This window comes from Brevibacillus sp. 1238 (genome assembly GCF_029892995.1).
Lineage (GTDB): Bacteria > Bacillota > Bacilli > Brevibacillales > Brevibacillaceae > Brevibacillus > Brevibacillus parabrevis.
In genome coordinates, this window is the sequence record NZ_JARXWC010000004.1 from 200,635 (window position 1) to 213,469 (window position 12,835).

Here is a 12,835-nt window from a genome sequence, read left to right on the forward strand (position 1 = left end):
GGAACACTCTCCCTCTTCCCTCGTCAAATAAATACCGGGGGTGATTTTCCATGATGTTTCGCGCCATACCATACTGGCTATTCGCTGTCGCCGTCATCGTTACCTCTTTGCTCAGCCCAAGTCCGGCAGCGGCTTGCAGTTGTGCTCCTGCTCCCGATCCGGTGACAGCGCTGGGGCAATCTGCTGCCGTCTTCAGCGGAAAAGTGCTTCGCGTCGAGGAGCCTGTGAGAATGCCTTTTTTGTCTACCCCGGCAAGAATCGGCTTCGATGTTACGTTTGAAGTGCAGACTGTCTGGAAAGGGGCCTTGCAATCACAGGTGCTCGTCGTCACGAGTGGCTTGGGCGGCGGATGCGGCATTCCTTTTCAGCCGGGAGACGAATACCTTGTCTACGCCTCGTACTGGGAGCACAGCGATCTGGAGACAAACATTTGCACCCGCACCACCCTGCTCGCCGATGCGACAGAAGACTTGCAAGCCTTGGGAACCGGAAGCGCTCCGCTCCCTCCGCCCCCTTCGTCTGCAAGCGACTGGACGCTTCCCGCTTTCGCTGGCGCAGTTGCGGTCGTCTTTTGTGTCATCGCCTTGTTCTTTTTTTATCGCCAAAAAAGCAAGCGGAGACGATAGCTGCCCCTCGTCTCCGCTTTGCTTTTTGGTTAGGGAAGGTACTGCTTCGCCCTGTACTTCGACCAGTTGAACGACTGCCAGCTCGACTCTCCGCGCAGTTCCGCCCATTTGTTTTCCAGCTCATACGTCACAGCTGCTTTCAACGATTCGTCCGCTTTCAATTCCTGCAAATACGGCACCACATCGTACGAAAGCCTGCCCAAATACTCGACGTCAATATTTCCCGTTGCCCGATAGCGCTCTAGGTTATTTTGGGCGATGATGACGTCCATGTTGATGTAGTTGATAAGCACGTAGCTCGCGAGCGTCACAAGCGCGTAATATTTGAGCAACGAAAAGCTGTCTCGCCAAATTTTCCACAAGGCGATCGCAAACAGGATCAGCAGAAAAATCATGAACAGATGCGCGAGCAAACGGGTATGCGTGTAGCCATAAGCTGCTTCGTACAGCGACAGCCGATAGTACGCCGAAAAGAGCATAAAGCTGGTACAGACCGTAAGCAGCGTGAGCAACACTTGTACACAGCGATACAACAGCCGATTTTTGCGCGATACGAGATACAGCGTGGCAAGCAAGATGATGAAATTGATGACCGTCACTGTCAGCAGCTCGTTGAAGCCGTTTTTGGCATACTCGGCGTACGTCAGTCCTTCCGGGAGAGCTGCTTTCGCTCCGCTGAACAAATACGAAATCTGGATGTATGTAAAAGCAGCGTACACGGCATCAATAATCGTCAGGATCGTCACCAAAATAATCCCGTCCCAGACGATCTTTTCCTGCTCTTGCGGCTGCGGAAGCTCCACCGTGTCTGCCCGTTTGCCAAACAGGGAGTACATGTAGCCAAACACCACTAGCGTAACAAGTCCGATCACAAACAGGCGAAACATGCCTTCGACTGAATCTACATCAATCAGCATATCGGGAATTTCATTCAGAAAATGGCCAAACACGCGGTCCGCTTGTGACAACAAGGTCAGCACGACGAGCAAAATCGGCAAGGAGATCAAGAGCCCGGTCATGATTTTTTTCAACACGCCGTAGTTTCGCTGGTTCATCCGGCCTTTGACCGATCCTTTGATCATGATGAACGGCAGCCGTGTATGCTTCGGCGTATAGTAAACCAATATCTCCAACAGCTCTCCCACAAACATAATCTCATGCCACTTCGCTTTATGGCGCCCGGTGAAAAGCATCGTTTGCAGCACAAACAGCATCGGCACCAGCACGAAGTTGAACAAGTGAAAGTAGCCATTGGAAAAGAGCGCAAACGTAAGCGACAACATGCCGATCGGCACACACAGAAGCCAGATGTATTTGTTTTCCCGTGAAAAGCTCAGTCTCTGATGCAGCTTGGCTTGCCATACGAACAACGCATACATTCCTATAAAAAACAGCGGGTACGATACGCCATAATTTTTGCCGTAAAACAGCAAATCGCCAAAACAGCCGATTCCGAAAGCCCCCAGCAGCAACCACTGGTAAGCTTTTTGTTCCTGTGACCGTTCCGCCACGTCCTTCACTCCTTGTGATTTTCCTCTTCTGAAAGGAACAGAGATCGCAGCTATGCGGCAACTGCTTGTAGTTAGTACGCGCGGGCTTGGTCATTTGTTACAAATGCTGGAAGCAATAAATATTTTACGATAAGAAAACCGCCCCATGGAAGAGGCGGCTTATTGGGCTATCGTACCCGTTAGTAAAGTTCATGCATCACGACTAAACGTCCCTTATTTATTGCCGAGCTGTTCCGCCAAACCGATTAGCAGTCCTTCAACTCCACGAATGTAGCAGAGCCGGTACGAGTCCTTGTACTGAACCACTTCGCCAACGAGCTGAGCACCATGCTTAGTGAGTCTGGATACCATTTCGTCAATGTCTTCAACCGCGAACATGACGCGTAGATAACCGAGGGAATTTACAGGAGCAGTTCGGTGGTCTGATATAGTGGGTGGGGTGAGAAAGCGCGAAAGTTCAAGTCGGCTGTGGCCATCCGGGGTAACCATCATAGCAATCTCTACACACTGCGAACCCAGTCCGGTTACGCGACCAGCCCATTCGCCTTCGACAGTAGCTCGCCCTTCGAGCCTCAAGCCAATCTCCTCGAAGAAAGCGATTGCGTCATCAAGGGATTCTACAACGATGCCAACATTGTCCATTCTTAGCAATTTGTTTTTGTCCATAGTTTTATCTCCTTATGTGTACAGATAAATCACAGTATAGTAAACTACGAAAAATTCTAATATTTTTGTAATTTAACAATTCGGAGTTACGCCATTATCTCCTGCATATTATTTTTAATCATTAAACGAAACTGCCCTTTTCGGAGAACAAGAAATACGTTTCGTCCATTTCCACGGTTCCTTGTACGGCGTTTTAACATAGCCACAAATAAAAAACCCCCTTTGGTTCGTGCATTCGATCCACACGAACCAAAGAGGTTTTCTCCATACAGTCTAGCCCTAATTTAATCGTCACATTTTTCCTCTTTGCCTTTTGCCAGCGCGGTCTTGAAGGACGACCCACAGCCGCAAGAAGCGATGGCATTCGGATTTTCGATGGAAAAGCCGCCGCCCATCATCGATTCCTTGTAATCAATCTCGGTACCTTTAATGTATAGATAGCTGTCCTTGTCGACAACAATCTTCACGCCGTGTTGTTCGAAGGTTTCGTCGCCTTCCTTCATTTCCTGATCCCAGCCCATCCCATACGTAAAGCCGCTGCAACCGCCAGGTCGAACACCTACCCGCAAAAACATCCCGGGCTTGTTTTCTGCTGCCAACATCTCTTTTACTTTCAAGCTGGCTTTTTCTGTCAATGTAATCATGCTTGACTCCCTCCTTTGCAGGCTAACTTTACCCTTTCTATATGTTCAGTATACAAAAGATGCAACCCTTCTCACAAGGTTCCCCTGCACTTCGGGCGCTCATACTGCTGGAAAAAGGCAAACAAAAAAGAAGGGCTCCCCCTCCTTATGCAAAAAAAGCATTGTTCTCGGTTAAATAAAAACGATACGTCTTCTTTCGGCCTACCTTAGACAGATTATGATCTATCTGGTTCAGTTCGTTGTGTAGTTGATCAATTTGCATACTGTATTCTAGGACTTCTGGATGATCCAACCCAACCTCTAACCCCATAATTACCATACGCTGTCGAAGGAGTTCGATTTTTTCGAGCAAAACGTCCCGCATTATGAAGCTCCTCCTAATAGTAGATCAGGCTTTCTTACTATATTTTACAAGAACGGCCATCATTTCGCAAACAAAATTTCCCACATTCCCCCAAAAATGCAACAAAAATATGGCGATAAATGTTAGAATTTTACAGCAAACAGTTGGAGAACTTATCTTATTGTTCGTACATACTAACAGGTTTATAATATAGATGCCTTGTTGCCCGAGATTTTCCCTTTTTATTGAGCTTTCTCCACCCCCAAGGAACGTTTCTGATTGGGCATGGCCTGGACGAACAGCTCTTATCCCTTACCACTCGATCTAGAAAGGAAGTGTTTGGAATGGCGCTTGAAACCATTGCCATCCAAGACAAATCGCTCGCCGGAATCGCGGAAAAAGTCATGCACGGCGAACGCCTCACTTTGGAAGACGGCGTTACTCTCTTTAACTCCAACGATCTTTTGACGATCGGACAATTGGCAAATGTCGTCAATTACCGCAAAAACGAAGATAAAGTCTACTTTTTGCAAAACATGTACATCAATCCGACAAACGTTTGCGAAGCTCACTGTAGATTTTGCGGATTCCGTCGTGATGAAGGCGACGAGGGCGCATACACAATGAGCAAAGAAGAATTGCTTCATTATGTTGAAACCCGCTTTCATCCAGGGATTCGTGAATTTCACATCGTGGGCGGCCACAATCAGCACAAGCCGTTTGAATACTATCTCGACAACGTGCGCATCCTGAAGCAAGCTTACCCGGATGTCACCATGAAAGCCTACACAGGTGCAGAGATTGAGTTTTTCTCCCGCATCTCCGGTCTGTCCATTCGCGAAGTTTTGCTCGAACTGAAAAAAGCAGGTCTGGAAACGCTGACTGGCGGCGGCGCCGAAATTTTGACAGAGCGCTACCGGATGAAAATGAGCCCGGAAAAAGCGAGCACAGACATGTACCTGCAAGTTCACCGCACCGCTCATGAGCTTGGCTTCCGGACACATACAACCATGCTGTACGGCTCCATCGAAACTTTGGAAGAGCGCGTCATTCACATGCTGCGCCTCCGCGAGCTGCAAGACGATACAAACGGCTTCATGGTATTCATCCCGCTCGCTGTTCAGCCGATCAAGGCAACTGCCGGCATCAAACGCCGCAACTCTGCCATCGACGACCTGAAAACAATGGCAATCAGCCGCCTCATGCTGGACAATTTCCAGCACATCAAAGCTTACTTCATTAATATCGGTACACAGCTGACGCAACTGTCGCTGACTATGGGGATTTCCGATGCGCACGGCACTTTGATTGAAGAGCGCATCAGCCACTCGGCCGGAGCACTCACCCAGCAAGCCTTGACGGTTGACGAGCTTGTCTGGCTGATCAAAGGCGCTGGCAAACGCGCCCTGGAACGCGATACGTTCTACAACGTCATCAAAGAACACTAAAAACGGCAAGAAGCTGATGCCCGACCGTCGCGTCGTGGGACATCAGCTTCTTTTTTATTTCCGTACACACGCGTTTTTTCGCGGGCTTCAATGAACATCCTAAGAAAACAGCTTATAGAGGAAAGTCTGCATTCAGCAGCTCTTCTTCCTCCCGCAAGTAGTTCTTGATTTTTACAAGCAATTCATCGGCCGACGGAGCTTGCAAAAGCGTTCCGTTTACCAGGGCAAACGGCTCCATGTAGCACTCTCCGCAATAGCCGAGACAGCCGTATTCAAGAACATCGACGTCCAGCTCGGGGTCGTTTTCCAGAGCGTCCACGACAGGCTGTGTGTAGGAAGATACGTTGCTCGCGCAAAATTCTACCAAAGGTTTCATCTATCTTCACCTACCGATTATTCCAACATCGTCACGTACTTTATTGTACCGCGACTTTTGCAAAAATCCAGCGGAGAAAACGGGAAAAAGATTCTGCTTGCATTTTTACGGAAAGAGACTAAAAATAGAATGGGTGCTGTAAAAAACGGACAGAAGAAAGGACTAGACCTTCTATGAAACGACTTGTGATCCTTGGTGGAGGATACGGGGGTCTTCGTATTATCGAGCGAGTCCTGTCCCCTGATTTACCAGACGACGTGTTTATTACCCTCGTAGACCGTATGCCGTTTCACGGCTTGAAAACGGAGTACTACGCTCTGGCAGCAGGTACTACGCCAGAATCTCACTTGCGAGTTAATTTTCCAAACGATCCGCGCCTGACTGTCAAATACGGCGAAGTCAGCGAAGTGGATTTGGACGAGCAGGTCGTCAATTTTGCAAACGGGGACGCCCTCTCGTACGATTGGCTCGTCATCGGATTGGGCTGTGAGGATCGCTACCATGACATACCTGGTGCAGAGCAGTTTACTTGCTCGATCCAATCCATGGGAGCTACCCGCAACACATACATGGCAATCAATAATGTGAATCCATATGGTACGGTTACCGTTGTGGGTGGTGGACTTTCCGGTGTGGAAATGGCAGCAGAACTGCGCGAAAGCCGTCCCGACCTGAACGTGCGCATCATCGACCGCGGCCCAAGCATTTTGAGCCCATTCCCGAAAAAATTGCAGGAATACGCTTCCCAATGGTTTATCGAGCATGAGGTTCAGCTTGTCTCCATGGCTTGTGTAACAGGAATCGAACCGGGAGTGGTGTACAACCACAACCAGCCGGTTCAAAGCGATGTCATCGTGTGGACAGCCGGTATTCAGGCCAATCGCATCATTCGCTCCCTGCCGATTGAGACAGACAACATCGGACGCGCCAAGTTGAATCAGTATCACCAGATTCCTACCCATACAAACGTTTACGTCGTAGGCGACTGTGCGAGCACGATCATTGCGCCGAGCGCCCAGACAGCCGAGATTCAAGGTGACCAAATCGCCATGATGCTGAAAAAAGACATCAAGGGCGAAGAATACCCTGCCTCGCTGCCAGCGCTCAAGCACAAGGGCTTCCTCGGCTCCCTCGGCAAAAAAGAGGGCTTTGCCAGCATGGGGAAAATGTCTCTGGTCGGCCAGATGGCACGCGTCATCAAAAGCGGTCAGCTCTGGATGTACAAAAAACATATGGGATAACATGCAAGCCTGTTGGCCAGTTGGTCAAACAGGTTTTCTTTTTGTGTCATGCATGCTGAAAAGGCGTGAATGTTCAAATGAATGAACGTATCCAAACGATGTGCCGCCTGATTGGTCAAGAAACATTGATTACGATGGGGTGTGGGGCTATGATCGAGGATAGGCAGGGGATTTCGGATGCCGTATTCGTGTTGCTTACATAGTCGTCTCCGTCCGCCCAGCCTCTCGCTCCTGCGCCCTTTTCCACTCTTCATGCTTCGCGCACACTTTTTGCCAAATCGCGTCCCGTTCCAGACTGTTGTAACGAACGAGATGCTCGCCAAACATGTCTCCCAGCAATTCGAGCCACATGGCTTTCGATTCGATCTCCATCTTGCGGATGCCGTCTTTGTCATGCTTTCGCCAGATGCACCCCCGCAGCTCGTTGGACGCCTGCTCGCTCCGGTTTCGGATGAGAAACAGATTGATCCACGGAGAATCAGCGGAATGACAGTAATGCTCGTGATTGGGCTGGAATACACGAATGTCCTCGACAACTTCGGGAGCAAAGTCTACTCCGGCAAAATTGGCCTCGGGGTCGTGATCCAGACGCCATCCCCCAGCCGCAACACTCGACGGCAGGAGCTTGTGGGTGTACGGACTTTGCTCATAGACGCCAAAGCGCATCGGCAACGGTTCTACAGGCATATCTCCGAGGCCGACATCGACCAGCCAGTTTTCCTCTTCTCCCGCATCATTTGTGAGTTGGACAGTCAAACCGAGGTGGAACGAGTTGACCCGCGGCGCTTCTCCCAGCGGCTGAACACCTGCCCGATGCATGGAAACTTTATATCCCAACGAACGAAGCAACGCAGCAAACGCCCCGTTTAGATGAAAGCAATAACCGCTCCGGCCTGCTATCACCATCTGGACGGTTTCACGCGGCTCGATAGTGGTTGGCTTTCCCGCAAAAATATCGAGCGTCTGCCAGGGCAGCTTGTGTACATGCGCTTTTTGCAGTTCAAACAAGTACGATTTGGTCGGAGCTGAAATATCCGCTATGCCCAGACGTTTTACATACGCTCTTTGTTCTTCTCTCGTCAATATCATCGGTCAACCTCCGCTCCAGCTTTCTTCCTCCCTTTTTTGTTGAAGGGAATCCTCCCTCAATTTATACTAGAACTGCCCCTGCAAAAAGAGACAGTTTCGAAGTATTTTTTAAAGACAGATGCGAAAGGAGCTTGTCGTCAGATGCTTTCTCTTTCCATCAACAGTCACGCTCCCGAGCCACAGTACATACAGGTGTACACGCAAATACGCGACCAGATTAAAAACGGCGATTTGCCGTACGGCTCCCGCTTGCCTTCGATCCGATCGCTTCAGCAGCATATGCACATCAGTAAAACGACGGTCGAAACCGCCTACCAGATGCTGGTGACAGAAGGCTATGTGATCAGCAAGCCCCGCTCCGGTCTGTATGTAGCCAGTCCGTTCCAGTTAGAGCCGCCCCAGACACAAACGAGACAGATGGTTGACCAAAAAGACCTGTCATCGCTGCCTTTCGCGCCCGGAGTTGCTTCCGCCCTGATCGATTTTCGCCCTTCAGCCATTCATGAACAGACCTTCCCTTTTCGCCTTTGGCGAAAGATGCTGCACCATGCGCTGGATCATGCCCAACACAAAATTTGCAGTTATGGCGATCCACAGGGCGAGCTTTCGTTTCGTACCGTTCTCGCGTCCTATTTGCGCCATTCAAGAGGGGTTCGCTGCGTCCCGGAACAAATTGTCGTAAGCTCCGGGATTCAATACAGCATCGCCATTTTGATCAAGCTCCTGCAAGGTGTGAATCATATCGCGTTTGAGGAGCCTGGCTATGCCCCTGTTCGCGACCATTTTTTGCAAAGCGGCTATCGGGTCACACCGATCGGCGTCGATGAAAAAGGGATCTCTCTGGACGAAGTCGCTCGTTCCCAGGCACAAGTCGTCTATATTACCCCTTCTCATCAATTTCCCACGGGGAGCATCATCCCGTACCCGGAGCGGGAACGTTTGCTGCAATGGGCGCGCACCAGCGAAGCCTTCATCATCGAGGATGACTACGACGGCGAATTTCGCTATGTCGGTAAGCCTATCCCTTCCCTGCAAGGGCTGGATCACGCCGGAAGGGTCGTCTATCTGGGCACTTTTTCCAAAGCATTCTCTCCTGCGCTTCGCATGAGCTACATGGTGCTGCCCGCTGAGCTTGCCCGCAAACTTCCAAGCATTCAATATTTGTATCAGGGGCCTTCAAGGATCGATCAATGGGCCATGCAAGCTTTCATGGAACAAGGCCACTGGTACCGTCATATTCGCCGGATCAGGCGTACATATGCAAAAGCGCATCATCGGTTCATCGAGCTGCTTCACGCTCATTTGGGCGAGCTCGTCACCATTTCCGGCCACAATGCAGGTCTGCATGTCCAGTTGACGGTGAAAACGCGCGAGCCAGCTTCGTCTCTTGTAAAACGGGCAGCGGAAAACGGTGTGCAGGTGTACGATGTCAGCGAGCTGTGGATGACTCCGCCTGCGTCAGAGTATCCGCGTATTTATATGGGGTTTGCCGGGATGGATGAGAGCAAAATGGAGGAGGGCATCAAACGGTTGAGCCAGGCGTGGAAAGGAATCAGCGAGCTGTCCCGCTAGGCGCAAAGCCTCCGGAACAGCTCGTTTTCAACGTTTTACAAAACAAAAAACAAAAAGCGCAACACTTCCATGTAGTCGTCCGCCGCAAATTCGACGGTCTTGGCGCCCGTCTGCTTGGCTCCTGGATAGAAAGAGCCGCGATAAGCCAAATAATGCTCGCGGAAAGCGATCTCGACATGAAACGTTTCCGGCAGTTGCACCTTGTATTTGGACAAGTCATCGGCAACTACAGCTTGAACCTGTTCCTTGATTTGTCGCAGAGCGACATTCGGATGAATCGAGATAGCCGCGTTGCCGATGCCTTCATTGACGGGAACCGTCTTGATGTGCGGGTTGATCGTCTGCGCTTCTTCGCAAATCATTTTGTCTCCGGTGACCAGCAACGCAGGCACACCCATGGAAGCGGCGATGTAGACGTTGATCAGCAGCTCGCTGGCGATTTCTCCGTTGATTTTGACATACTCGTTTTGCATGTTCATGGTATGCGCCAGCGGGTTGCCGTTCGCCCCCGCCGCCGCGTGGTAGCCGATAAACAAAACGCCATCATAGCTCTCATCTAGCCCTGCCATCATCGAATACGGATCGCGCGTCCAGCCCCGCAAAATTTTCACCTGCTCAGGCAGTTTGGACGGATCGAGGTTGCGCGCCGTGCTGTGCGCGTCTTTTACGAGAATGTCCGTTGCCCCCGCCGCAATCGCCGCTTCACAGGCTGCATTCACTTCTTTCGTCATCTGTTCGGTAAAGTATTTGGAAAACGAGCTTTCGATGTCGGCTTCCGTCCAGTTGACGATGCCTGCTACTCCTTCCAAATCCGCGCTGATAAACAGTTTCATGCCGATACCTCCTTTTGTTTGTGGACAAGCGATGCTTGAATAAACGCAGAAAACAGCTTCAGAAACATCGGATGTCGTTTGGTCATGCATTCCGGGTGCCATTGAACCCCCAGCAAAAACCGCTCCTCCGTGCTTTCGAGCGCCTCCACGATCCCATCCTCGGAAAATGCCGTCGCGACCAGATTTTTTCCCAGTTGTTTGACCGATTGATGATGGAAAGAATTGGTGAAAATTCGCTCTTCTCCAAAGATATCATACAGTTGCGTATGTTTGCTGATTTGAATGGAATGGTACAGTTCATCCGAGGCTGTTTGCGTCGGCGAGTGCCCCAAAGCGCCGGGAATTTGGCTGTAGATGTCCTGATAGAGACTGCCTCCCAGCGCGACATTGATCAGTTGGATGCCCCGGCATATCCCGAAAATCGGCACGTTTTTCTCATACGCCTTGCGAAAAAGCGAGAGTTCGTATTCGTCGCGGATCGAGGACATCGAGTGCAGCTCTTTCAGCGGATTTTCGCCAAAATAGTACGGCGCGATATCGTTGCCGCCCGTGAACAAAATGCCGTCTACCAAGTCTATGTACTCGCTGTAATCTGTCTTGTCCTCTACGATCGGAATCGTGATCGGCACGCCTCCCGCAGCGTAAATCGAGTCGACGTAGTTTCGGCTTACCGTACTGTACTTCGACTGTTCGGACAAAAATGTGGTCAAACCGATAATCGGCTTCATCTTCATGGCTCCCTCTTGAGGCAGGGCCGACAAGCTTCCACTTACCGGCCCTTTCCCCGTTGAAATGTTATTCTACATGCGCATATTCAAAAATGGTGTGGCCGATGTAGTTTTTCAGCACGCCTTTGACATTCGGCTTCGCCAGGAACTGATCTTCAAAGAAGCGAATCGGCATCAGCGGCATTTCGTCGGCCAAGATTTTTTCCGCCTTCGCGAAGTTTTCCATCCGCTTTGCCTGATCGGAGATTTTGCGGTTTTCTTCCAGCAAACGGTCGTATTCGGCGCTGTTCCATCTCAGGTCGTCGGCTGTATTCACGCCTTCAAAGATGTCGAGGTTCGTCATCGGGTCCGGGTAGTCTCCTGTCCAACCGTCAGAAGCGATGTGGAAATTGCCGTTTTCAATCTCGTCCCAATACACTTTCGATTCAAACGTCTGGATGTTGACATCTACTCCCAAATTTTGCTTCCACATGCTTTGCAGCGCTTGGGCGATGTCTTTGTCCGACTGGCTCGCCATGACGATCATCGTAATTTCCGGGATGCCTTGCCCGTTCGGATACCCTGCTTCGGCGAGCAGTTTTTTCGCCTCGTCGACGTTTTCGCTGAACACGTTGCCGACGACATCGCGGTATTCCTTGTCTTTTTGCACCCCATCCGGGATTCCGTACGGCACCATGCCAAAAGCAGGCTTCTCTACAGACTGCACAATATTTTTGATGATCTGGTCGCGATTGATCGAGATGCTGAATGCTTTGCGGACTTTCGCGTCATCAAACGGCTTTTTGGATGCGTTGAAATCAAAATATTGCATGCCGATCCGGGGAACAGAGAAAAAATCAGGCGTGCTTTGATACTGCTTCATGCCTTCCGGGCTGATGTTGTCGGACACATGAATCTCGCCGTTCGTATAGGCGGCAAGCTCTGCTTCGGTGGACTCGATGAACACGATTTCCAGCGTATCCAGCTTCACTTTATCCGCTTCGAGGTAGTTCGGATTTTTCTTCAGGACGTATTTTTCTTTCGGGCGAAGCTCTGTCAGCATGAACGGTCCTGTCGTCAAATACGTCTCGGGCGATTTGGTCCAGCCTTCTTTTTCCACTACGTCCTGACGCACCGGGTAGTAGGCGGTAACGCACAACAGCTCCAGGAAGTACGGAGTCGGATTTTCCAGCGTTACTTCCAGCGTGCTTTCATCGACTGCCTTGACGCCGACATCTTCTGCTTTCGCTTGCTTTTCGTTGTACGCCTTGCCGTTTTTGATGTAGTACAAGTAAAAAGCCGCGCCGGAAGCGACGTCCGGATTGAGCACACGCTTCCAGGAATACTCGAAGTCTTGGGCGGTTACGGGCTTTCCGTCAGACCATTTGGCATTTTTGTCGATTTTAAAAGTGTACTTGGTGCCTGTCGCATCCAGCTCATACCCTTCGGCAAGTGACGGCACGGGCTTTTTTCCGGATTCATCGATTTTATAAAGACCGCGGAACAAGTTTTGCAACACGATGGACGAGCGCGCGTACACGTTCAGCGTCGGGTCCATCTCCTCCGGTTCTTTGCTCAAGGCATAAATGATTTTTTGCTCGGCAGCAGGCTTCTCGCCCTCCGCTTTCGGCGCGGTCTGCTGTCCTTGATTCTCTCCCTGCGGTGCCGTGCCTGAGCTGCTACATCCGGCTGTGACTGATGTGATCGCAAGTAGCGCCGCCAAAACGATGCCCAACCTCTTTTTCATACTCGTCCCCCCATTTTTTGCATTTATATGAG

General features: G+C 50.5%; 13 protein-coding genes. 4 read left to right on the top strand and 9 right to left on the bottom strand.

Annotation, left to right across the window (positions count from 1 at the left end; genetic code table 11):
• Nucleotides 1-50 precede the first annotated feature (50 nt).
• Nucleotides 51-626, top strand: coding sequence for a hypothetical protein (locus M2298_RS11865; RefSeq protein ID WP_280648557.1), 576 nt, complete (start codon nt 51-53; stop codon nt 624-626).
• 29 nt (nt 627-655) lie between these two features.
• Here M2298_RS11865 and M2298_RS11870 read toward each other — a convergent pair whose 3' ends face one another.
• The 4 genes from M2298_RS11870 to M2298_RS11885 form a co-directional block, all read right to left on the bottom strand.
• Nucleotides 656-2,137 (bottom strand): DUF4153 domain-containing protein, encoded by a 1,482-nt coding sequence (locus tag M2298_RS11870; RefSeq protein ID WP_280648558.1) that lies wholly within the window; start codon nt 2,135-2,137, stop codon nt 656-658.
• A 213-nt stretch (nt 2,138-2,350) separates the two neighbouring features.
• Entirely contained in the window at nt 2,351-2,803 is a 453-nt protein-coding gene (locus tag M2298_RS11875; protein ID WP_173597507.1) for a VOC family protein, read from the bottom strand.
• Nucleotides 2,804-3,087: 284 nt separating this feature from the next.
• Nucleotides 3,088-3,447: an iron-sulfur cluster insertion protein ErpA gene (erpA, locus tag M2298_RS11880; RefSeq protein ID WP_063227403.1), complete on the bottom strand. Its 360-nt coding sequence runs from the start codon at nt 3,445-3,447 to the stop codon at nt 3,088-3,090.
• Between the two features lie 145 nt (nt 3,448-3,592).
• Nucleotides 3,593-3,811, bottom strand: a complete 219-nt coding sequence (locus M2298_RS11885; protein ID WP_063227402.1) for an aspartyl-phosphate phosphatase Spo0E family protein — start codon at nt 3,809-3,811, stop codon at nt 3,593-3,595.
• 323 nt (nt 3,812-4,134) lie between these two features.
• Here M2298_RS11885 and mqnE point away from each other — a divergent pair, with 323 nt between their 5' ends.
• A complete protein-coding gene (mqnE, locus tag M2298_RS11890; RefSeq protein WP_173596761.1) occupies nt 4,135-5,238 on the top strand; it encodes an aminofutalosine synthase MqnE in 1,104 nt (367 codons plus the stop codon).
• A gap of 112 nt (nt 5,239-5,350) precedes the next feature.
• Here the strand turns inward: mqnE and M2298_RS11895 are convergent, their stop codons facing one another.
• Nucleotides 5,351-5,614 carry a DUF1450 domain-containing protein gene (locus tag M2298_RS11895; protein ID WP_173596760.1) on the bottom strand — a complete coding sequence of 88 codons (264 nt, stop codon included), beginning with the start codon at nt 5,612-5,614 and terminating at the stop codon, nt 5,351-5,353.
• Nucleotides 5,615-5,787: 173 nt separating this feature from the next.
• Here M2298_RS11895 and M2298_RS11900 point away from each other — a divergent pair, with 173 nt between their 5' ends.
• Nucleotides 5,788-6,855 carry an NAD(P)/FAD-dependent oxidoreductase gene (locus M2298_RS11900; protein WP_122964523.1) on the top strand — a complete coding sequence of 356 codons (1,068 nt, stop codon included), beginning with the start codon at nt 5,788-5,790 and terminating at the stop codon, nt 6,853-6,855.
• Between the two features lie 195 nt (nt 6,856-7,050).
• Here M2298_RS11900 and M2298_RS11905 read toward each other — a convergent pair whose 3' ends face one another.
• The gene (locus tag M2298_RS11905) at nt 7,051-7,944 is read right to left on the bottom strand and encodes an arylamine N-acetyltransferase family protein (protein WP_274874321.1); all 894 of its coding nucleotides are present in this window, start codon (nt 7,942-7,944) and stop codon (nt 7,051-7,053) included.
• Between the two features lie 141 nt (nt 7,945-8,085).
• On the opposite strand from M2298_RS11905, the gene pdxR reads away from it, so the two are divergent.
• Nucleotides 8,086-9,516 (top strand): MocR-like pyridoxine biosynthesis transcription factor PdxR, encoded by a 1,431-nt coding sequence (pdxR, locus tag M2298_RS11910; RefSeq protein WP_280648559.1) that lies wholly within the window; start codon nt 8,086-8,088, stop codon nt 9,514-9,516.
• A gap of 35 nt (nt 9,517-9,551) precedes the next feature.
• On the opposite strand, the gene M2298_RS11915 is transcribed toward pdxR, so the two are convergent.
• The 3 genes from M2298_RS11915 to M2298_RS11925 form a co-directional block, all read right to left on the bottom strand.
• Nucleotides 9,552-10,349 carry a M55 family metallopeptidase gene (locus tag M2298_RS11915; protein ID WP_173599622.1) on the bottom strand — a complete coding sequence of 266 codons (798 nt, stop codon included), beginning with the start codon at nt 10,347-10,349 and terminating at the stop codon, nt 9,552-9,554.
• On the bottom strand, nt 10,346-11,083 hold the full coding sequence (locus M2298_RS11920) for a gamma-glutamyl-gamma-aminobutyrate hydrolase family protein (RefSeq protein WP_217022251.1): 738 nt from the start codon (nt 11,081-11,083) through the stop codon (nt 10,346-10,348). The genes M2298_RS11915 and M2298_RS11920 overlap by 4 nt, the downstream gene beginning before the upstream one ends.
• 61 nt (nt 11,084-11,144) lie before the next feature.
• A complete protein-coding gene (locus M2298_RS11925) occupies nt 11,145-12,803 on the bottom strand; it encodes a peptide ABC transporter substrate-binding protein (RefSeq protein WP_173599624.1) in 1,659 nt (552 codons plus the stop codon).
• Nucleotides 12,804-12,835: the final 32 nt, after the last annotated feature.